We start from the raw sequence: 22447 nt of genomic DNA on the forward strand, positions 1-22447 counted from the left end.
CTCTTAGAGTTAAAGCGTATCGGGCTTTTTGCTATTTATACTTTATCGAATTAATACATCAAAGAGTAAAGCTGACGGCGGTAAGAGGCTGCAATTGGATTGCCTTGACCTAATGCTGCAAGAATATCCATCATGGTTTTCTTTGCATTACCATCAGAGAAGTTCATGTCTTTACGTAAAATTGCAATCAATAACTCTAGCGCTTCTTCATTACGGTTTACTTGGCTGTATTGCACGGCGAGCTCATAACGTAATTCAACATTGTCAGGATCGGACGCTAGTTTCTGTTCTAGTTGTTGGATTTCTGGCGAGTTACCTGCTTGTTTGTGTAATTCTAATTTAGCAACTAAGCCTTTGTATTGTGCATCCTGATCTTGCATTGGGATTGTTGCAAGGATCGGCTCGGCTTCATCAAATAAAGCAGTTTCAATTAAGCACTCTGCAATAGCGAGTTTTACTAAGCTATCGTTAGGAAGTTGTGCTGACAGTTGGCGAAGTAGCGGTAGAGCTTGGGCGTACTCTTTATTATCAACTAATACTAATGCTTGTTTTAATGCGAGTTCTTCTTGGCTTGGCAGATGACGAGTTAGCATTTCACGTAATGTTTGCTCTGTTTGTGGCCCTGCAGAGCCATCAGCAGGTTGACCATCTTTAAACAGAGCAACAGTAGGTAAACCACGGACACCGAACTGAGAAGCGACCATTTGTTGGGTTTCACAGTTTAGCGAAGCAAGAATAAATTGCCCTTGGTATTCACGAGCAAGTTTTTCTAGCGTTGCATTCACTTCTAGCGTTTCAGGCATCGATGGCGCCCAAAAACTGATCACAACAGGCGTTTGCATCGATTGCTCGATAACCTGTTGCAGATTTTGTTCATTAATTTCTAGCGCAGTATTTTGGTACATGTAATTCGATCCGTTGACTATTTGAAAGGCTATACCAAATATATGGGGATGAATCGATGTGGATCAAGTTGAGATAATGAAACAGAAATTAGTAAGTGTTTAAAAAATGAGAAAGAACAGTATTAATTTCCGAATACCAGCAAAAGCGCTAACGTAATACACGCACACAGTAAGTTAATTTGGCGCAATGTCATATATACACCTTAAACGTAATGAAGAAAGAGCTAAGTTTGATAGTTAGCTTAAGTTATGGGATCACATTACATTTGTTATATGACAGTAATATTACGTTTTATGGAAAATATCATACTGGGTGAGGTTCTTAACTGGAGTGAGTGTTTTTTTATGTTTAGTGGTTATAAATCAGCGTATTAATCATTGTTGATTTTATAAATGTTGTTTTTATCACCACTTTTATAGGATAAGGAAACTGCCTAAAAACTATGGGTTTTAAGCAGCTTATTTCTTTGTTAATTACTTTTTATCAATAACTTATCAAGAAGTGATGTTGGTAGGATACGACGTAAAAAACCAAAAATATAAGTTGGTTGTGTCACGTAATAGCGTGATTTTGGGCGAGAGCTATTAATGATGTCTAATAGTGGGCGTAATACTGCATCTGGTTTTAACGTGAATTTGTTGGTTACCTCTTCTTTACCAAGGCGAGAGAGGGTGTCTTGGTAGTTGTCATAATGACGAGAGTTGTTCATATCAATATGACGTTCAAACATGCGTTTTGCGTTAGCGCGAAATTGGCTTTCAATTGGCCCCGGCTCGATCAAAGAAATACTAATCGGCGTATTGTCTAACTCTAAACGTAAGGTATCGGTATAGCCTTCAATTGCAAATTTACTGGCATTATATGCGCCACGATATTTCATAGCGACTAATCCCAGTACTGAGCTGTTTTGTACAATTTTACCGTAACCTTGGGCAAGCATCAGTGGGATGACTTGCTTGGTTAGCTCGTGCCAGCCAAAGAAGTTCGCTTCAAATTGTTCACGTAGAGCTGAGGTCGGTAAATCTTCTAATGCGCCGGGTTGTCCGTAAGCGGCATTATTAAATAACACATCTATTTTTCCATCCGTGATGGCTAAGGCTTGGCTTAAACCTTCAGTGATGGATGACTCAGAAGTGACATCCAATTGAACGCAGCGAATACCTTCTTGATTGAGCCTTTCTACATCCTCTGATTTTCGACAGCTAGCAACGACGTTGAAGCCTTGCTCAGTCAGTGTTTTTGCGCAGTAATAGCCAATACCAGAGCTACACCCTGTAATTAAAATAGATTGTGTCACTGTGAGCTTTCCTTGTTGAGATAAGGTTGAAGATGCTTTGCCATAAATTGAGCGATCAGCGGTTGTGCTTGTGCAGTTGGGTGAAGGCCATCTTTCATCATTAATTCTGGCTTTACAATAATATCGATTAGAAAAAACGGCAATAAAGGCACATTGGTGTCTTTACTTAATGATGGATAAGTATTGCGAAACAGTTCGTTATAACGTTTGCCATAATTCGGTGGGACTTCAATTTGCATTAATAGTGGCTGTGATCCCACTTTTTGGATCTCATTGATCATTTGGCTAAGGTTATTACGTAATATTTTAGGATTAAACCCACGTAAGCCATCATTCGCACCTAATTCGATTAAAACAAAATCAGGCTTATGTTGTTCTAATAACGCAGGTAATCGCGCTAACCCATTACCACTGGTATCGCCAGAGATACTTGCATTCACAATGGTCGTTGGTTGCTTTTGCTGTTCTAACAGTGGCGGCAGAAGTGCAGGCCAGCTTTTCTCTGCTGGCATCTGATAACCTGCACTGAGGCTATCGCCAAGAACTAACAGTGTTTGACTCAATGCGGTGGATGAAAACACCAGCATCAACAATGAAAGGATTCGTATCATGTCTGTCTCCGTAATTAAGGCACACTCTGTTTCAAAACAAGTCACGACTACCTTGTCGCCAATGACTATTTTGCAGGATGTTTCGCTTGAGGTCGAGCAAGGAGAATCTATTGCCCTTGTTGGCGTCTCTGGCGCGGGTAAATCAACTTTGATGACATTACTGGCAGGGCTAGATGTACCAACACAAGGTGAAATAGAGCTACTTGGTCATAACCTTTCTACGTTAGATGATGAACAACGCGCTCAATTACGTAGTGAATCTATTGGTTTCGTGTTTCAAAACTTCCTATTACTACCGACTTTAAATGCACTGGAGAACGTTACGTTACCGTGTTTGATCCAAGATAATGATGTGGATGTTGAGCGAGCAAAAGAATTGCTTGCAGTTGTTGGTTTGAAAGGGCGAGAAACCCACTTACCGAGTCAGTTATCCGGTGGTGAACAGCAACGCGTCGCGTTAGCTCGCGCTTTTATGATCAAACCGAAAATTTTGTTTGCTGATGAGCCAACAGGAAACCTCGATCAGCATACCGCAGCCATGGTTATTGAGCTGTTGTTTGAGCTTAATAAAAATAGTGGCACAACACTGGTGCTTGTCACCCATGACGATACATTAGCGGCTCGTTGCGATCGAATTATGCGATTAGATAACGGCAAACTCGCGAGGGATGAACGTCATGCAGAGTGATTCACTTTCGATGAAAAAACGTCCGTTCTTTTTACGTTGGGCGTGGCGTGAAATCCGACAAGGTCAGTTATGGTTAGTTACTTTGGCACTGAGCTTAATAATAGCCTGCGTATTTGCGTTATCGGCATTGGTAAGCCGTGTTGAAGGGATCATAGTTTCGCAAGGTCGCTCTGCGTTAGCGGCAGATATGGTATTGAAGTCATCGCAAGCGGTAGATTTACAAAAGTTATCAACCAATAAGGTCACCACCTCACAGCAAACTCGCTTTGGCACCATGGCATTTAGCGATAACGGTATGCAGTTAGTTAGCGTTAAAGCTGTTGATGCGAAATTTCCATTGCGTGGCGATTTACGATTACAAGCATCTGATCAGTCTGTGCACCATCATGTAAAACCCGGTGAGTTGTGGTTATCAGAACGTTTATTTTCGCTACTTGGTGTCCAAGTGGGCGATACACTAATGCTGGGTGATGGGGAGCTAACCATTAGTGGACGAATCTTAGAAGATCCTGAGTTGTCTTTTAACCCTTTTAGCCAAATGCCAGCAGTATTGATCAACAATCAAGACATTGCTGCCATTGGCGGAATTCAAGAAGGTAGCAGGATCAGCTATCGCTATTATTTTTCAGGCTCCGATTCAGATCTTGCTGATATTCGTAAAGCGATGAAGTTAACTCCAAGCCAGCGCTGGTTAACTGAAAACGATGCCGGGCGCAGTGGTGACTTTATAGAGCGAGCAAGGCAATACCTATCGCTGACTTTAGTGCTGGTGGTGCTCATGGCATCAGCAACCTTAGTGCTTACATGTCAGCACTATGCGTCGACGCGGATCACATCTGTCGCAATGATGAAGAGCCTTGGCGCAAGTCGTCGTTTTTTATGGCGATGGTTATTACAACAAATTGCGGTTGTGTTTTCAGTCGCGATTGGCGTTGGTTTACTGTTGGGTTTTTGGCTCGAATGGTTACTGCGCTATCCACTGCAACAGTTGTTACCTGATGAATTACCGACTATTGGTTTTGCGCCATTAGTGATCAGCTTACTGCTCGCTCTTTTCATTTCATTACCAGCATTGGGTATTCCGCTTTCCCGTTTAGTGAATGCTTCTGCTATGAATACGGTACAAGCAACCCAGACTCCGACGTCTAAATTCTCAGCTATATGGTTGTTGTTGATCTTCCCTGTTTTTGCAGCGGTATGGTGGATTGGTAGCAATGTATTTGTTTGGCTCACTTTATTGGGCATGGTGGCATTGTTAGTGTTACTGGCTTTAGTTGGCCTTGCTGCTATTGCTTTACTTAAGAAGATTAAGCTTGGCTCTGCTTATGCATTGGCGTTAAGTCGTGTGAATCGTAGTAAAGCGAAAACTGCGACGCAATTGGCGGCATTGACGTGTTCGTTAATGCTATTAGCTGTGATTGGGTTATTACGTAACGAGCTACTCGCAGATTGGAAAAATACCTTACCTGTTGATGCGCCTAACGTGTTTGCACTTAATATTGCGCCAGAGCAGCAACAAGCCTATTTAGCTTATTTGGATGAGAACAAGTTGGAGCGTTCAGAGGGTTACCCAGTGACGCGCGGACGATTGGTTGCGATTAACGAAGAACGTTTTTATTCGAATGAAGAAAATAGTAGTGAGGAACAAAAAGCAGATAGTGATTCTGAAAATAGTCGCTCTCGAGATGAATCTTTACGTCGAGAGCTAAATTTTACATGGGCGAAAACATTGCCGACTCACAATGAGGTGATTGCGGGTAAGTGGGGAAGTAGCTCTGGCGTTTCAGTAGAATCAGGTGTAGCGAAACGCTTAAATATTGCACTGGGTGACAAGCTGGCTTTTACTGTTGGTGGATTAGAATTTAACGCCACAGTAAACAGCATTCGTGATGTGGAATGGCGTAACATGAAGCCGAATTTCTATTTCATTTTCACCCCAGATGTATTGCAGTCGTTTCCTGCGACATGGCTAGTTAGCTTTAGAGTTAATGATCAGCAAAGCGATTTACTTAATACCTTAGCCAGTAATTATCCAACCGTTAGCGTGCTTGATTTACGTATGATGGCAACACGGATTCAAGCTTTATTAGCCCAAGTGAGTTGGTCACTTACGGTATTAGCTGGCTTAGGTGTACTGAGTGGATTACTACTCATTATGACTTTATTACGCTTGAGTATTTCGGAGCGTCAAACAGAAATTCAGCTTTATCGCACACTCGGTGCCAGCCGAAAACGCATTGCCGCTACCTTGTGGTTTGAATACGGCATTATCGCGTTATTGGCAGGTATTATTGCAGCTATTGGCGCTGAATTTGTTGTCGGTTTGCTAGTGGTGAAAGGCTTTGAACTGCCGTTTACTATACATCCATTTATGTGGTTAGGCTTACCTGTGTTGGCAATTGGGCTGGTGTATTTAGTATCACGATCGCAGATCAAGAAGTTGTTGTTGCCGTTGCGTTGATAGGACGTTTATATAATTAATAGTGTTTGATGTAACAACTATTGAAACTATGCAAATTAGTCCATATTTATAGTGTGTGTATTTAACCTACTGGAGCGGTTATGGAAAGCTATCTTAAAGTATTACAATTTTTAATTGATAATCCGTCATTAGATGCAATTGATCACACTTCTAAAGTTTGTGTAAAGACCTTCAAGGAGTTGCATGATCAAGGATTAGTTGAGGGAATTGACGCAAGTGGTGATACAAGTCTATCTTTTGAATTTCTAGAACCGAGAATATCTTTAACAGGTCGACGTTTCTTAGCTGAGAACGTTTAGCTAAAAGAGATTTTTGTATGGTAAAAGAATTTGCGCCGTGGATGGTTGAAGAATCATTTAAATATTACTTAGCTTCTTGTCACTTAGGGACGATAAAGGGACTTGAATATGTATCTTGTGTGAATGCTGCATTATCTATTGAGATATTGTTTAAAAGTTATTTATGTAAGAAAGAAATCAATAAGCATGGTGTTGTTATATCTAAGTTTGACTCATCACTAATTAATAAAGATTTTAGAGATGAAAAACGTTCATGCAGCCATGATTTATATACGTTGGCTAGATCTTTACCAATTGATATTCAAGGTTATTTATTTTTAGATTCCGATTTTGAAATTTTAAAAAGGTATCGTCACACTTTTACCGACTCAAGGTATTTATATGAAGTATCATTACATCCAGGTTATTCTGGTACTCTTTCAGAATTAGCAGGTTTATACGTTAATAAAACAATAAGTCTTTATAAAAAGTCTGGCTGTAATGATCTTTGGATCTCAAAATTTGAAACTAAATATTAGTTTAAATAAAACATTATCAAACAGGGCTCTTCAGCCCTGTTTTTGTTTCCCTCAATCACATAACGTCTGCTTCAATGCTTGCTCAATACAAGGGAAGCTAAAGTTAAACCCTTCTTGCTGTAACTTATTTGGTAGCGCCCGTTGGCTATCAAGCAATAGCTGTGCTGATTCTCCAAGCCCTAGTTTTAGAACCCAAGCAGGTGTGAATAAAATGTGTGGACGCTTTAGAGTTGCGGCTAAGGTTTGGCTAAACACTTTATTCGTCACCGGTGTTGGCGCTGTAAAGTTAAATGCGCCATGGGCTTCTGGGTGATTAAGTAAGAACAGAATGCCTTTGATCATGTCTTGCATATGGATCCAAGGAAAGTATTGTTTACCATCACCAATTTTTCCGCCTAATCCTAGTTGATAAGGCAGTAACATGCGCGCCAATGCACCGCCTTGTTTGCCAAGTACGATACCTGTGCGAATCAAGCACACACGGGTTTGTTCTGATTTGGCTTCAAGAGCAATTTGCTCCCAGCGGTAACAGACGTTCTGGGCAAAGTCGTTATCGTTAATATCAAGCGGGGTGGATTCATCAATGGTTTTATCTTGGTTATCACCATAAATGCCCACCGCAGAACCACTAAGAAAAGTATGCGGAGGATGACTACTTGCTTTAATTTTATCAACGAGTTGCTGGGTAATATCCCAACGACTTTGACAGATTTTCTCTTTTTGTTTGTCACTCCAACGCTTATTGATGATCGGCTCACCTGCAAGGTTGATAACAGCATCAAATTGGTCGAAATTGTCGAAGCTATCTAGGTTATCAACGGCGTGGATATGATGACCGAGTTGATTGTAAGCACGAGTAGGGTTACGTGTAAGTATGGTGACGTGATCATGATTGAAATGGGGAATAAGTGCTCGTCCGATAAAACCTGTTGCGCCTGTCATTAAAATATTCATGTCGTTATTCCATTATCAGTCATCATCTAAGTTTTGATGTGTCGCTCATTTCTATTATATATCAGCATTATATATCAGTTAAATTATCAGTATAACGAGTCACTTAAAAACCATTTTATTAATATTGTGACGTAAGCGAATTATCACGAGCATTATGTACACATAAGCACTTGATTGCATTTAATGGTGAGATGTCAGTATCGCTAACATGGTAATTTGATGAGACAGCGAGTAGACTTCGAGCGTGTATTTATGACTGGTTTTTGATAATGAAACTCTTTTTTGCCTCTGATATTCATGGCTCTTTGGCTAGTGCTGAAAAGATGATTACAGCGTTTGAACAAAGTGGTGCAGAGCACTTAATTCTGTTGGGTGATATTTTAAATCATGGCCCGCGTAATCCATTGCCTGAAGGTTACGATCCTATCAAGGTATCTGAGCTGTTAAATCGCTTCGGCGATCGTATTACGGCTGTACGTGGTAACTGCGACAGTGAAGTAGACCAAATGCTACTTGAGTTCCCTATTATGGCTGATTACAACCTTGTGTTATTGCCAACAGGACAGCGTTTATTTTTAACTCATGGTCACTTGTATAACGCCAATAAACATCCTCGTTTACGTGCTGGTGATGTGATTGTATCGGGTCATACTCATATTCCTGTTGCAGAAGCAAAAGATGAGCTATTTGTGTTTAACCCAGGCTCTGTCGCGATTCCTCGTAATGGTTTACCTGCAAGTTATGGCTTATTAGATGGTAATCAGCTATCTGTGATCAGCTTTGACGGTGAAGTACTGGTTCAAACCCAGATCTAATTCGCAAATAGATAAAAGTAACGCCCTGAATACATCTCTCTGGTTTTAAGCGCAAAGCCACTTAATAGAGAGAGCACATTCAGGGCGTTATTGTATTTAGAGTTAGGTATTATCGTTTATGACTTACTATGTCGATCTACGTGGCCTAAATCGCGCTCTGGGTCGATAACATCACGAATACGTTGCTTTAGCTGTTTCGCATCTGGAAAGCCACCATCGGCTTTACGTTCCCAAATCAGCTGACCATTACAGTGAACTTCAAAACGACCACCTGTGTCAGGGTGAAGGCTGATGGTTTGGATTTCTTCACTGAAGGTATGCAGTAGCTCTTGGGTCATCCATGTAGAGCGTAGCATCCAATTACATTGACGACAGTAGTAGATATCAATGATCGCTTTATCCATGAAATACTCCTTAAATAGCCTGGACTAGAAAGCTGAAAAAAGTAACTTAAAGCCAATAATAAAAGTTAGGGCTTCAAAGCAACGTTTAATGAGTTGATTACTTTTTTGATGAGCAAGGTGCGCCCCTAAGTAACCACCCAGTAATGAACCGAGTAATAATATGGGGATCCAAGGCCAGTAAATCGGTGCGCCTGCTTGGTAAATTGCTACAGCACCAATTCCATTCCAAAATAGCCCAACGCTCACCAAGGTTAGTGCCACCGCTTGTTTGTAGTTAAAACCAAACCAACGGATCAAAAATAAGGTAACAAATAGCCCTGTTCCGGCGGTAAGTGAGCCGTTTAATACCCCAATAATGGCTAAGCCTAGCCCACCAACGATCATCCCTTTTATGTCGCGATGAATAGCGTTTTCATTTTGTCCTAGTTCTTTTTTCATCATTGAATAAATACCAAGACTGAGTATTAGCATACCGAGTGCAGCCTCAGCGATATTTTCAGGAAAAGAGAGGATCAGGTTTGCGCCAATAATCACACCTATTGCGCCAGTAAGGATCACATAGAGCGTAAATTTCAACGACAGTGTGCCTTGACGTAAATGTTTAATGGCTGCACCAACACCTAATGCCACACTCGCCACTTTGTGGGTCGCAAGAGCGATGCTAAAGGGTAAGCCAAGAAAGATAAGTAGAGGAAATTGAATTAAGCCTGCGCCGCCACCAGAGAGTGATGCGAGGGTATTGGAGATCAATGAGCCAATAAATAGCCCGAGAGAGTTGAGAAAATCCATGCTAACAGGTTGTCCTTAACCGTTAATTAGCTTGCCAGCATAAAGGGTTAAAACACCTTATTCCAGTAATAAAAAACGCCCCAATACACATTTCAATAAAAATTGAAGACATGTATTGGAGCGTTTTATCAGTCGATTAAATAAGTATTAAAACTTACTTAGCTGAAGCTTGTTCTGCCTGAATCGCAGTTAGTGCAACTGTGTAAACGATATCGTCTACTAGTGCGCCACGAGAAAGGTCGTTAACTGGCTTACGCATGCCCTGAAGCATTGGACCGATAGATACTAGATCTGCTGAACGCTGTACCGCTTTGTATGTTGTGTTACCAGTGTTTAGGTCTGGGAATACAAATACAGTTGCTTTACCTGCTACTGGAGAGTTAGGTGCTTTAGAAGCAGCTACGTTTTCCATGATTGCAGCATCGTACTGAAGAGGACCATCGATCACTAGATCTGGACGTTTCTCTTGAGCGATCTTCGTTGCTTCACGTACTTTATCTACGTCTGCACCCTTACCAGATTCACCAGTAGAGTAAGAGATCATAGCAACACGTGGGTCGATACCAAATGCTTTTGCAGAATCTGCAGATTGGATAGCGATTTCAGCTAGTTGCTCAGCTGTTGGATCTGGGTTGATCGCACAGTCACCGTAAACCAATACTTGGTCTGGTAGTAGCATGAAGAATACAGAAGATACGATAGATGCATCTGGTGCAGTCTTGATGATTTGGAACGGAGGAACGATAGTGTTTGCAGTTGTGTGAACTGCACCAGAAACTAGACCGTCAACTTCGTCGTTCTCAAGCATCATTGTGCCTAGGAATACTGAATCTTGTAGCTTCTCACGAGCAACAACGTCAGTCATACCTTTCGCGCCACGTAACTCAACTAAACGAGCAACGTAGTTTTCACGTACTTCGTCAGAGTTGATGATTGTTACGCCAGCACCAAGAACTACGCCTTGTTGCTCAGCAACGCGACGGATTTCATCAGGGTTACCTAGAAGCACACATTCCGCGATACCGCGCTCAGCACAGATAGCCGCAGCTTTAACTGTACGTGGCTCGTCACCTTCAGGAAGAACAATACGCTTAGCCGCTTTACGAGCTAGCTCAGTTAGCTGGTAACGGAATGCTGGTGGGCTTAGGCGACGCTCACGGTTTGAACCTTCAGTTAGAGATTCAATCCAGTTACCGTCGATGTGGCTTGCCATGTACTCGTTAACTAGCTCTACACGCTCTTTATCGTCTGCAGGTACTTCTAGTGTGAAGCTCTGTAGATTTAGAGAAGTCTGCCAAGTGTTACCTTGAGCAGTCATTACTGGAAGACCAGTAGCGAATGCGCGCTCACATAGATCCATAACAGGTTTTGGTAGGTCGTAACCACCTGTTAGAAGTAGTGCACCTAGCTCTACGCCGTTCATTGCTGCAAGACATGCTGCAACGATTACGTCTGGACGGTCAGCTGAAGTTACTAGTAGTGAACCTGGACGGAAGTGCTCAACCATATTAGGGATAGAGCGTGCACAGAAAGTGATGCTCTTAATACGACGAGTTTCGATGTCACCTGCATTGATAATTTCAGCATTTAGGTGCTGAGCAATATCAGTTGCACGTGTAGCGATTAGCTCTGCGCTCCAAGGTGCACAACCTAGTACACGAATTGGGCTTGAGTTGAACACTTGCATGATTTCAACATTTGAAGGAACAGTACCTTCTGCGTCATCAAAGATCTCAGAAAGATCTGGACGCGTACGGCCTTCAGCATCAACTGGTGCGTTAAGTTTGTTAACGATAACACCAGAGATTTGCTTGTTCTTGATACCACCGAAGTTAGAACATGCAACTTCGATACGCTCTTTAAGTTGAGCTGGGTTATCAGTACCTGGAGATACAACGAACACGATTTCAGCATCTAGCGTTTTTGCAATTTCAAAGTTGATTTGGTTTGCAAAAGGGTGCTTACGAGTAGCAACTAGACCTTCGATTAGCGTTACGTCAGCATCTGCTGTTGCTGCTTTAAAGCGTGCAACAATGTCTTCTAGAAGAACATCAGTTTTGTCGTTACGGATCAATTCTTCAGCGCTTGCCATTGAGAATGACTCAGCAATTTTCATATCGCTGTTAGCACTAATAATTGTTGTTGTTAGATCTGGCTGATCGCCACCTTTACGCGGTTGCGCAATAGGCTTAAAGAAAGAAACGCGAACGCCTTTGCGTTCCATTGCACGAAGTACACCAAGGCTAACACTTGTTAGACCAACGCCAGCGCCAACTGGAACAAGCATAATAGTACGGGACACTATGAATTCCTCAAACTATTGAATGATAAAGCACTGTTCAATAACAATTCATTTTAATTAGTAGAATAACTATAGAACAATACCACATGAGAACATGACGGGATGTCATGAAGAAACGGCTGACTTAAAGCCAGCCGTTAGGATAATCGTTAGATTAGATTTCAGCTAGAAGCGCTGTATCTTCTGCGATTACTAACTCTTCGTTAGTAGAAACAACCATTGCAGGGATGCGGCTGTTTGCAGAAGTGATAACACCTTCGTTACCGAAGCGTGCTTTAAGGTTTGCTTCGCTGTCTACTTCGATACCGAAGATAGATAGGCGCTTAAGTACTTCTTCACGGATAGGAGCAGAGTTCTCACCGATGCCGCCTGTGAATACGATAGCGTCTAGACGACCGTCCATATTTGCTGCGTAGCTAGCTACGTACTTAGCAAGACGGTGACAGAATGCGTTCATTGCACGCGTTGCTTCTTCTTTAACGCCGTAGTTTTCTTCAACGAAACGACAGTCAGAAGTCACACCAGTTAGACCTAGTAGGCCAGACTCTTTAGTGAACATAGTGTTGATTTCAGCAACGCTCATACCTAGACGATCGTGTAGGTGGAACATAACTGCTGGGTCAAGGTCACCACAACGTGTACCCATTACTAGACCTTCAAGAGGAGTTAGACCCATAGAGATATCTACAGATTTACCGCCTTTGATTGCACATACAGATGCGCCGTTACCTAGGTGACAGTTGATGATGTTTAGCTCATCAAGAGGCTTGTCTAGAAGTTTCGCTGTTTCACGAGCGATGAAACGGTGAGAAGTACCGTGTGCGCCGTAGCGACGGATACCGTTTTCTTTGTATAGGTTGTAAGGGATAGCGTATAGGAATGCTTCTTCAGGCATAGTCTGGTGGAAAGCAGTGTCGAATACAGCTACGTTCTTAAGATCAGCGAAGTTGTGTTTAGCAGCTTCGATACCAACAACGTGTGCAGGGTTGTGTAGTGGTGCGAAATCAGACGCATCTACGATACCTTGAAGAACAACATCGTCGATTAAAGCTGAAGCAGAGAACTGCTCGCCACCGTGTACGATACGGTGACCGATAGCGCCTAGGTTCTCTTTAAGTTCAGGCTTAGAAGCAAGGATAGTATCAACCATGAATGCTAGAGCTTCTTCGTGAGCCGCGCCTTCACCTAGTTGTGCTTCGTGCTTGCCATCAAGTTTCCACTTGATGCGTGCTTCAGGAAGACCTAGACATTCTGCTAGACCTGAAAGGTGTTCGTCACCTGATACAGGATCGATGATTGCGAACTTAAGAGATGAACTACCGCAGTTTAGAACTAAAACCAGCTTAGACATGAGAGTGACTACCTATAATCTGTCTGAAAGTTGATATTCATTTTTGAATAAAAAAGTACCCATAGAATAGACGATGATATATTTATCGGTCTAGTCAGGGTGAAATTCGTGCTCATTCTTGAGTATTTGAATTGAGTTGCCTGCAATTCTGGTTCATCCTTGAGGGTGCCTAACTTGCAGTTAATACCATTAACAGCAACAATTACCTTTAGGCGTGCTTAGGATAGCGATTGTTAAGCAATATAACAAAAACATTTTTAGATAAATTTAATTTTAATCAAGTTTATTGCTTAAAAATTTTAAAAATTATATTTTTTTTTGATAAATGGTGCTTTATGACTCAACAAACAAAGTGGAAGTATTTCCAAGACGGTCAGCATTACATGAGCACATGGCCAATGCGTAAAGAGTTGGCTGCTGTTTTTCCTGAACATCGCTATATCAAAGCAACAAAGTTTGCCACGAAGGTGATGCCGGCCGTCGCTGCTATTAGTATTTTGACCCAAATGGTATTTCATAATTATGCAGGCATGCCGCAAGCTGTTGCTATTGCGTTATTGGCGTTATCGATGCCATTACAAGGTTTATGGTGGCTAGGAAAACGAAGCCAAACTGTACTCCCACCATCACTGGCGAAATGGTACAGCGAGATCCACCAGAAAATTGTCAGTGAAGGTTATGCGATGCAACCGAAAAAATCACAACCTCGCTACCAAGAACTTGCTGATGTACTCAGCCGCGCATTTAAGCAATTAGACCGTAGTTCATTAGAGCGCTGGTTCTAATTTAGAGGTATTAAACGAAAAAAAGCAGCTTAATGAGCTGCTTTTTTTCGTTAAATATTTCACAGATATTTTTCTATATATTTCGTCATTCTTTAACGTGAGATCTCATCTTATATAGCGATGCAGCTTTCTGTGCGTATTACTTTGTATTTAAAGCGACAGTTAACAAAGATCGATATATTTATTTCTCTTAACCTACAGGGGGAAAACAACCAGGGGGAAAACAACGCTTAAATATGTCGCTTCTGAGTTGTAATTTGATTTAACTTGTTGAATTTAAATCTTTTTTATGGTCTTTTTCTTTTTGTGTTATAGCAATATAAGTTTTATATCGCTTTTTAAATATGTTTTAAATAAATGGTTATTTAAATTTCATGATATTTGAAGGTTTGTTCTTTTTATAAAAAAGAGCCACCTTAGTGACTCTTTTATAGTAAAGGATTTAACCTAAAACGTTATGTAATTATTCTTCGTCGAAATCAAAATCTGGACGTTGTGCGCGTGTTGCAGGCTTTGCCAGAATTTCTAAGTATAACGATGGCAGTTCTAACTTTTCAGCTTCATCGATGTACTTGTTGATTTCTTTTACATGAATAACTTTTGCTTCTTGCTCGGTATGACCAAACTTACAATCGAAATCCCAAAAGTCAGCGCCAGCTGGTAGTGCTTTGTTGCGCTCACGACGAAGGTATTTTTTTACTTCAAATTTCACTGCTTCAACAACGCGAGGAACAGCTTTTTTAGGGTGGGTTAAAGCAAATGTTTTTTTCATGGTTTTCCTAGTTTTCTTTGGCTCAAAATTGGGAGAGCTGTATTTTTCCTATTTTACTTTAATTTGTGATGGGTAGCGATGGCAGAGATAAGATTTCATGCGTTTTTCATTTAGGGAGAGAGAGTGAAATGTCGTCGTAAAAAGTTTTTTTAAAAAAACTAACGATAAATTGCAACTAAATATCTACATGGCTGTCATATAAAATACATAGAGAATTATTATTATCTACACTGTTTTTTCACTATGGATATTAATAAACGCTATGTTGCTACCTTTACCTATTGTTGATAGATATTGATAGGTATGCCATTCAGGTACTAGAAAGGTAGTTATGGCACTATAATATGGCTACTAAGAGATATAGCTGTTATCTCCCTTAAGAACCCCAACTGCTTGGCCGCCGATGGGGTTCTGCTCTATCTGGGCTATGGTAATTTATTACTTTAAGCTATTCATAACACTTCAAGTCTTTGTTTCTTTTCATCATATTCATCATTGCTTTATTCTGTTTTTCTTTTTGTACGTAACGAACCGGAAGCGGTGCCATCGTGACCTTATAATCTAGAGCACCATCAGAGAGTACTTCTGAGGTTGTTATTGGAGTGACAACTGCGACTGTTAAGTTGGGGTTACGCGCTTTAATTCGAGAAGCAGTACCCAGTCCTTCCATTGTATGAAAACGACCTGCAACATGAATGATTTGTTTGTTTGGATGTGTGTTCAAATACGTGACCATACTTTCTGCCATAGTATCGTCCCACGCGGTTTGTGCGGCAAACATACGTAGGTTTTGCTCTTCATTGCCGTGATGCATTGAGTTTAAAAATTTGGTTTGATATGCATCTTTATTAAGAGTTAATGATTGTGCAATCCATGAACGCTCTGATGATGGCAGTTTATTTAAGTACTCAGGCCCATTTTTACTAATACAGCGAACAATACTTTTTGGCGCATTAGCGGCAATCACGTCTAAGTTATTCTGCTTAGCAAACTCAACTAGCGGACGGTAATCACTGTCGTAGTTTGGCCACGCATTGCCTTCTGATACCAATGTTCGTTCACCAATCTTACCTGCAAGATATTGATCAACAACAGCTTGTTTATCTCGGGTGAATTGCTCCATAGATAAGGTTAATTGTGAATTTTGTTGGTATAACGCAGCAAATAATTGGCTTTGTAATAGGTGGGCTGCAGGGTGGCTATGCCATTCACCAACTAAAATAATATCAGCATTCTTTAGCTCTGTTGCTAATTGATCGACTGTTAAGGTCTTTCCATTTGGTGATGTAATGCTGTAGTCGTATAGCGTGGTTAGGTTTGCAGAGGGTGAAGGTGTTATACCGGGAGTGTTAGATGCACAACCTGTTAAGAGTGTGGCAAGGCTAAAACTCAAAGCGAGCCATTTATTCATTATTGATATCCCTGAAAGTGAGCTTATCGATTAAAAATAAGCAAAATTCACAACAATAATCAATAATATAGTTAATACGAGTTATTATCAATTGCGTATGGTAATAACTCGTATTTACACAGTGCTACTGGCGGCGATATACGCGGATTGCGAAATCTGCCTCACAATGGAAATTATTGGCGTTAGCTAATTGTTGCCATACTTGCTCTGATGTTTTCCAAGCAAACGGCGTCATTTGCATCAATGCCGTAGCTTCTTCACCGCTTAATGTCATGTCGTAGTGTAGTTGCTCATCGGCAACCAAATCAAAGCCAGGAATCGTTTCAACGGGGACATCATGAAGGCGTACACCATCATAAATTAATTCTTTTAATTGATATAAGTGGCGTGGTGCAGGGGTCACAGCAACTAAAATCCCACCGGGTTTGATGGCGCGCTCTAACTCTTCACCTTTGCATGGCGCATAAATACGTACTACACCATCAAACAATTGATCAGCAAAGGGTAAACGGTGACTTGATGCAACACAGAAATCACATTCAGGGTAACGCTTAGCAGCGTATTTCACTGCAACTTTTGAAATGTCTAAACCATGGACGGAAAGTGCAGGAAATTGTTGGCGTAGTTTTACAAATTCAGAGGTGTAGTAGCCTTCACCACAACCAATATCAAGTAGTTCAGTCGCGCCATCAGGGAGAAGTGATGCAAGTTGTGCAATGACGGCATCACGCAGTGGTTGATAATGCTCTGTATTTAGAAATAGGCGACGAGCTTGCATCATCTCTTTATTGTCACCAGGATTTTTCGAGCTTTTATGGTGAGCAGGCATGAGATTCACATAGCCTTCTTTTGCCAAATCAAATTGGTGATTATTACAACAACGGTAGGTTTTAGGTTGTTCGCTATGAGCGTCAAGAAGAAGCGACTCATGGCATAGAGGACATTGATAGGACATAAGAGTAAACCAAAGCGGAAAAACAGCCGCTAAGTGTAATGCTTATTGTTGGTTGTCGCTAACGTATTTTTGTTCTGATAGTAAAAAGCCTTCGTTAGAGAAGGCTAATATTCAAGGAGTGTTGATGGGCAGAGCTGCTTAATGGCTTGGTCTTACTTTATATTCAGCTTTATCAAGCCCATGCTTTTTCATTCTTAGATAAAGCTTTTTACGTGGGATTTGCAAATAGGATGAGACTTCATTGATACGTCCTGCAAACAGGTATAGCGCATCTTCAATGACTTGTTTTTCATAGCCATCAACTAAATCATCCAGCGGGCTACTCATTTGCTCAAGGGGTTTAGAACGTTCTTGCCCGGCTAATTTCACAATGCCAATGGCGTATAACTCTGCAACGTTTTTAAGCTCTAAGACATTCCCTGGCCACTCATAGCGACAGAGTGTGTTGATGTAGGCTTTATCAATAGCGGGTAAGGCTTTATTAAGTTTTTTACAGCTCTGTTTTAAGTAGTGTTTAAAAATAAAGGTAATATCGCTACTACGTTGACGCAGTGTCGGCAGACTAAAACGTACTTGGCTTAAAAAATAAAATAGCTCAGGTAAGAACTGTTCACTTTCCACCGATGGCTCGGGTGAGCCTGTAAATAAAGCAAGTAAACGTACTTCTTTTTTACCTTGTCGCTCTTGTTCTAATAAGAAACGACATAACCATTGCTGGCTTTCAATTGGCATAATGTGTGGATTACTTAAACACAAACAACCGCTGCGAGCTGAAATCATGCTACGTTGAAGATCGGGTGTACAAGTAATACTTGAGCCATCAATTTCGATAAACGGGCCTTGATGAAGCGGGCTATTTTTATGAAGTATTTTAGCGACGGTATGACGCCCCGTGCCGTTTTCACCTTCAATTAAGGCGTCCTTGGTTGAATTAACAACCTGTTTTAATTGTTCGCGTATTTTTACAATCAATGGACTCTCACCGAGAAGTAGCTCGGTTGCCGTATTGTGCAATGTTTTACGTTGTTCAATGATTTGTTTACGCTGAGGCAGGTGCTTTTCTAGTAGCTTGATCAGTTCTTTAGGCTGTAATGGTTTTTGTAAAAAATCAATCGCACCTTTTTTAAGCGCGTCAACAGCCATTGGAATATCGCCATGACCAGTTACGATAATGACTGGAATTTCGTTATCAAAATCTTGAATTTTTTCTAATAGCTCCATGCCATCTAAACCGGGCATGTACATATCTGTCACAATAACTCCAGACCAATTATGATTTAACATATCAATCACTTTGGTTGAGTCTTGAACCGTTGCTACGTTGTAGCCTGACAGCTCTAATAACTCTTGGTAGGCATCTAATACATCTTGATCGTCATCGACAATCAGTACATTTATTTCATCACTCATCATCTTTTTTTAACTCCAAAACAATCATCGCTCCACCTGTGAGACCAGAAGCGAGGAAGATGTTACCTTTTAATCTTGTCATAATTGAACCACAGATGCTTAATCCTAAACCAAGACCAACATCTTTTGTTGTCGTAAAAGGTATGAATAATTTCTCAATAATGTCATGACTAAAGCCATTACCGCTATCTAAAACTGCGATCCTTATAGTTTTTTTTGTGCTTTCTAGCTGAAGTATTGTTATTTGGCGTTCTTCACAGCTAGCGACAGCATCACAGCTATTAACCAGTAGATTTACGAGTACTTGTTCAAGTTGTACCTGATCTGCTTGAGCAAAAAGCGGTGTGGTAATGGTGTTTGTTATGGTTGTCTTTTGTACTTTGGCGCGACTTTCAACTATGACGATAGCTTGCTTGATTGAATCTTTAATATCAACTCGCGTTAACGGATTCGTGGCTGATTGTTTTTTTGCGAAATTACGTAAGCTAGTGATCAGTTTACTCATACGCGTCACTAAGTCTTCTATCTTTTCGATACTATCAGGTAATTTGTCATATTTTTGATTATCGATTGCAAGTTTCGCACTAAATAGACGTGTCGAAATCGCAGAAAGAGGCTGGTTCAACTCATGAGCGAGTGATGTCATGGTTTGTCCAACCGTGACCATTTTAGCCGCTTGGATTAACTCATCTTGAGTGGCAATTAAATCCCCTTCGATGCGTTTACGATCTTCTATTTCTGCTTTTAGCTGTTGGTTTCTTAAGATCAATGACTGCGTTTTTTCTGTGACTTTACTTTCAAGCCAACGGGTGGTTTTTTCTTGTTCAGTAATGTCGGTCATAGTGATTATGACTTTATCCTGATTTCCTTGTTTGAATACGCGAAAATCGAGTCTGAGATAGAAGATGTTATTTTGATCTGTACTAAAGGTTACCGTGAGTTTGTATGCACCTAATTGTCTTAATGGGCTTTTTTGATGAAAGAGCTGGATAAGTTTATGAGAAACCGAGCTATCAAATAAATCCCATAACGTTTGGTGTTGGCTTATACGATCAAAGTTAAATTGCTTCAGAGCTTGTAAATTGACAGATTCAACAACACCCTGCATGTTACAAGTGATGATACTTGCTTGAGTGTTATTGATCAGGTTAAGGGCATTTGTAGTTTGGATATCTTGCATTTGCTGACAGAAATCACGCAAGTTATCGCCAAGCATGCCGATCTCATCTTCACCTGTCGTTGCAATTTTGGCATTAAGATCGCCTTTTGCAACCGCGTATAAATCTTTACTCAATAAATTTAAGCGATTCACTATACCGTTACCGACAAGGTAAACCGAGAGAAAAATAGTGAGTATGATAGTGATAAATACAACGCCAAATAACATTGTGTTACTCAGGAAAATAGCACTATGTGTTTCATCGTTTAGATTTTTAAGAGAGTTATCCGCATGTTCAACCAATGTTTGGATCATTTCTTCTTGTTGATAAAGACGCTGTTTAATATCCAGTTTAGTACGGTCTATTTGCAGCCCTAAAACGACATCAAGTTTTAGTTGCTGTTCGAGTTGACCACCGGGTTTTAAGATAGTGGTAAATCTCTCTAATAATTGGCGAAATGGAACGGCTGAAGGATAATTACTTATATTTTTACTAATAGCATTAAGCTCGGTAATTTTATGGCCGATAAAATTAAAGGCGTTTTCAATGTCTCTATTTTTGCGTTGAAGAACGATCTCTTCTACTAATTGATGAAGCTCATTTTCTTTGATGGTAATAGATTGAATTAATGAGAATTCATTCATAACATTGTTTACAACATCAAGTTGAACTGCGTCTTTTTTAATTCCGTGACGGTTCATGTTATTGAGTTTCCACTCAACTTCTTGGCGTAGTGGTGTCAGCTCATCAATAAGATCGTGATGGATCCATTTTAAGCTGTTTTCCGTTTGCTTTAAGGCAAACAAGCCACTATTTCTCTGTTGTAGCAGTATTGTGTAATTATCTATTTGTTTTACAAGCGTTTGTTGACCTGATTTTATTGCAGGATAATAGTGTAGATTAGCAATGTTATTAATGGCTAAGCTTATATTATCGAGAATATGCGTGATTTTGTTTTTGATGGTTTCATGCTTGAGCGGGTTGGTATTTTGGCCCAAATTATTCAATGCCGCCTGTAGCTCAGCGGTGTTGCGCTCTAACTGATAACTAGCCTGTAAGGTTGGCATATTGTTATCCGTGATCGTTTCAATTTGTGTGCTGAGTTTTTCCCAATTGATGACGGCGATAAGGCTGACTGTAATGGTGAGAAATGCCATCAAAATGATCGCCATAATAAGGCGACTACCAATGGTTTTCTTGTTGATATAGCGGATCATTGCAATGCCGGATTCCCGTTAATAATCTTGTGGCTTAATGCGATGGCTTGCTCAAGTTGCGCTGCCATTTTTCCCCGCCATTGCTGTCTAAAATAATCAACTTGCGGGTTATCTCTAAATAGAGGTAACTCATGATATATCTTATTTTTTAAATCATCTATGCCAATCGGTGAGGTTGAAGCCAAGTGTTTCGCATGAAGAAAATCAGCATGTTGTTGTTCTGTTAATTTATTTGATGAGGCTTCAATCGAATGCAGCAATTGCCATACTTGGTTTAGTTGGGGAAGCTGACTACTAATAGTTTGTTCAAAAAGATGCTTTACTAAGCCTGAACGTTGCTGAATTACCTCGTAATCTAACGATTCAACATTAAACGTATTTTTAATAAACTCATCTCGGTCAATATCGCTATTATTTGCAAGTTGCTCGTCAATTGTTAATTTGGTTTGGCATTCTTGTGAAAGTAATAAACTCACAAAATCTCTCGTAAATTGTGAATGGTGACTGTTTTTTACCATGGCTACATAATGGGGTAATAAAGGGCTTTGTGGTTGATAGCTAAAATCAACAAATGAAAATTGTTTTTTATAAGTGTGTGCATATCTATCAACAACAGGTCCTATACCAATTAAACCACGAGAAATAGCCTCACTGAGTGAAAATGCACTGGTTTCCACTGATGAAAGGTTTCCTCCAATTTGATAGAGCAATCGCCAACCTTCAACCCAACCATATTGCTGCAATATATTTTCAATCATTAAATGGGTGGTATCTGAACGATAAGGACTGCTAATACTAATGTGGCGGTAGTAATAAGGTTTTATCAAATCTTTTAAGCTGCTAGGAGTTGGTAAGTTATTCTTATTTAAATAATTATTATTCCACAGTAGTCCGAATCCTGTGTGGCCAAAGGAAATAACATTACGTGAAAGTTGAGAAGGCGTTTGTTTGATTTTAGCTTCATTAAGCGGCAACAACTTTTGGTTGTTGATTAGAGGTTGGAAGAAGGTTGGTGATGATGAAATGATAATATCAATATCATGGTTGTTCTGTTGCAGTAACCTAAGCCCTGATTCTTCACGTCTTACTATGACTCTAACTTCGCTTTTTGGATACTGTTGTTTAAATTCTTTAACGATCGGATTTAGTACAGATTCTGAAAACGTCGTTAAAACGATTAAATTCTGAGTCGGTTGGGCAAGTACTGGCGCGGCGAAAAAAAAGAGGAAGGAGAAGAAGCGTACCATGTTAAACCGTAATCCCTAGCGTATCTCGACTAAACTTTTATATTTTTCGATAATTAGGAATGTACCTATACCAT

Annotated in this window: 20 protein-coding genes; 6 read left to right on the top strand and 14 right to left on the bottom strand. The window is 40.4% G+C overall.

The window, feature by feature from the left end; all coding sequences use genetic code 11:
* Nucleotides 1–50: 50 nt before the first annotated feature.
* The 3 genes from BTO08_RS01675 to tesA form a co-directional block, all read right to left on the bottom strand.
* Nucleotides 51–905 (bottom strand): co-chaperone YbbN, encoded by an 855-nt coding sequence (locus tag BTO08_RS01675; protein ID WP_105059622.1) that lies wholly within the window; start codon nt 903–905, stop codon nt 51–53.
* 470 nt (nt 906–1375) lie between these two features.
* Nucleotides 1376–2203 carry an SDR family oxidoreductase gene (locus BTO08_RS01680; RefSeq protein ID WP_105059623.1) on the bottom strand — a complete coding sequence of 276 codons (828 nt, stop codon included), beginning with the start codon at nt 2201–2203 and terminating at the stop codon, nt 1376–1378.
* Nucleotides 2200–2814, bottom strand: coding sequence for a multifunctional acyl-CoA thioesterase I/protease I/lysophospholipase L1 (gene tesA / locus BTO08_RS01685; RefSeq protein WP_105059624.1), 615 nt, complete (start codon nt 2812–2814; stop codon nt 2200–2202). Before tesA ends, BTO08_RS01680 begins: the two co-directional genes overlap by 4 nt.
* Between tesA and BTO08_RS01690 the strand changes: the two genes are divergently transcribed.
* The 4 genes from BTO08_RS01690 to BTO08_RS01705 all read left to right on the top strand — a co-directional run bounded on the left by BTO08_RS01690 (nt 2813) and on the right by BTO08_RS01705 (nt 6801).
* On the top strand, nt 2813–3502 hold the full coding sequence (locus BTO08_RS01690; RefSeq protein WP_105059625.1) for an ABC transporter ATP-binding protein: 690 nt from the start codon (nt 2813–2815) through the stop codon (nt 3500–3502). The genes tesA and BTO08_RS01690 overlap by 2 nt on opposite strands.
* Nucleotides 3492–5963, top strand: a complete 2472-nt coding sequence (locus BTO08_RS01695) for an ABC transporter permease (protein WP_105059626.1) — start codon at nt 3492–3494, stop codon at nt 5961–5963. Before BTO08_RS01690 ends, BTO08_RS01695 begins: the two co-directional genes overlap by 11 nt.
* 101 nt (nt 5964–6064) lie before the next feature.
* Entirely contained in the window at nt 6065–6283 is a 219-nt protein-coding gene (locus BTO08_RS01700) for a hypothetical protein (protein WP_105059627.1), read from the top strand.
* 17 nt (nt 6284–6300) lie between these two features.
* On the top strand, nt 6301–6801 hold the full coding sequence (locus BTO08_RS01705) for a hypothetical protein (RefSeq protein ID WP_105059628.1): 501 nt from the start codon (nt 6301–6303) through the stop codon (nt 6799–6801).
* Nucleotides 6802–6852: 51 nt separating this feature from the next.
* On the opposite strand, the gene BTO08_RS01710 is transcribed toward BTO08_RS01705, so the two are convergent.
* Entirely contained in the window at nt 6853–7755 is a 903-nt protein-coding gene (locus tag BTO08_RS01710; RefSeq protein WP_105059629.1) for a TIGR01777 family oxidoreductase, read from the bottom strand.
* 269 nt (nt 7756–8024) lie between these two features.
* Here BTO08_RS01710 and yfcE point away from each other — a divergent pair, with 269 nt between their 5' ends.
* The gene (gene yfcE, locus BTO08_RS01715; protein ID WP_105059630.1) at nt 8025–8570 is read left to right on the top strand and encodes a phosphodiesterase; all 546 of its coding nucleotides are present in this window, start codon (nt 8025–8027) and stop codon (nt 8568–8570) included.
* Nucleotides 8571–8686: 116 nt separating this feature from the next.
* Here yfcE and BTO08_RS01720 read toward each other — a convergent pair whose 3' ends face one another.
* The 4 genes from BTO08_RS01720 to BTO08_RS01735 all read right to left on the bottom strand — a co-directional run bounded on the left by BTO08_RS01720 (nt 8687) and on the right by BTO08_RS01735 (nt 13416).
* Nucleotides 8687–8974 carry a SelT/SelW/SelH family protein gene (locus BTO08_RS01720; protein ID WP_045084265.1) on the bottom strand — a complete coding sequence of 96 codons (288 nt, stop codon included), beginning with the start codon at nt 8972–8974 and terminating at the stop codon, nt 8687–8689.
* 24 nt (nt 8975–8998) lie between these two features.
* Entirely contained in the window at nt 8999–9763 is a 765-nt protein-coding gene (locus BTO08_RS01725) for a sulfite exporter TauE/SafE family protein (RefSeq protein WP_105059631.1), read from the bottom strand.
* 154 nt (nt 9764–9917) lie between these two features.
* On the bottom strand, nt 9918–12065 hold the full coding sequence (gene pta / locus BTO08_RS01730; RefSeq protein WP_198038396.1) for a phosphate acetyltransferase: 2148 nt from the start codon (nt 12063–12065) through the stop codon (nt 9918–9920).
* A 154-nt stretch (nt 12066–12219) separates the two neighbouring features.
* Complete coding sequence (locus BTO08_RS01735; protein WP_105059633.1) at nt 12220–13416, bottom strand: acetate kinase; 1197 nt, start codon at nt 13414–13416, stop codon at nt 12220–12222.
* Between the two features lie 335 nt (nt 13417–13751).
* Here BTO08_RS01735 and yfbV point away from each other — a divergent pair, with 335 nt between their 5' ends.
* On the top strand, nt 13752–14201 hold the full coding sequence (gene yfbV, locus BTO08_RS01740) for a terminus macrodomain insulation protein YfbV (protein WP_198038397.1): 450 nt from the start codon (nt 13752–13754) through the stop codon (nt 14199–14201).
* Between the two features lie 463 nt (nt 14202–14664).
* Here yfbV and BTO08_RS01745 read toward each other — a convergent pair whose 3' ends face one another.
* From BTO08_RS01745 to BTO08_RS01770, 6 genes are all read right to left on the bottom strand, one after another.
* Nucleotides 14665–14973: a DUF6172 family protein gene (locus tag BTO08_RS01745; protein ID WP_105059635.1), complete on the bottom strand. Its 309-nt coding sequence runs from the start codon at nt 14971–14973 to the stop codon at nt 14665–14667.
* Nucleotides 14974–15421: 448 nt separating this feature from the next.
* Nucleotides 15422–16384 carry a ChaN family lipoprotein gene (locus tag BTO08_RS01750; RefSeq protein ID WP_105059636.1) on the bottom strand — a complete coding sequence of 321 codons (963 nt, stop codon included), beginning with the start codon at nt 16382–16384 and terminating at the stop codon, nt 15422–15424.
* A gap of 124 nt (nt 16385–16508) precedes the next feature.
* A complete protein-coding gene (rlmA, locus tag BTO08_RS01755) occupies nt 16509–17339 on the bottom strand; it encodes a 23S rRNA (guanine(745)-N(1))-methyltransferase (RefSeq protein WP_045152117.1) in 831 nt (276 codons plus the stop codon).
* A 138-nt stretch (nt 17340–17477) separates the two neighbouring features.
* Nucleotides 17478–18752 (bottom strand): sigma-54-dependent transcriptional regulator, encoded by a 1275-nt coding sequence (locus tag BTO08_RS01760; protein ID WP_105059637.1) that lies wholly within the window; start codon nt 18750–18752, stop codon nt 17478–17480.
* Nucleotides 18742–21126 carry an ATP-binding protein gene (locus BTO08_RS01765; protein ID WP_105059638.1) on the bottom strand — a complete coding sequence of 795 codons (2385 nt, stop codon included), beginning with the start codon at nt 21124–21126 and terminating at the stop codon, nt 18742–18744. The genes BTO08_RS01760 and BTO08_RS01765 overlap by 11 nt, the downstream gene beginning before the upstream one ends.
* Nucleotides 21123–22373: an ABC transporter substrate-binding protein gene (locus BTO08_RS01770; RefSeq protein WP_105059639.1), complete on the bottom strand. Its 1251-nt coding sequence runs from the start codon at nt 22371–22373 to the stop codon at nt 21123–21125. The genes BTO08_RS01765 and BTO08_RS01770 overlap by 4 nt, the downstream gene beginning before the upstream one ends.
* Between the last annotated feature and the right edge of the window lie 74 nt (nt 22374–22447).

This window comes from Photobacterium angustum (assembly GCF_002954615.1).
Classification (GTDB): Bacteria; Pseudomonadota; Gammaproteobacteria; order Enterobacterales; family Vibrionaceae; genus Photobacterium; species Photobacterium angustum_A.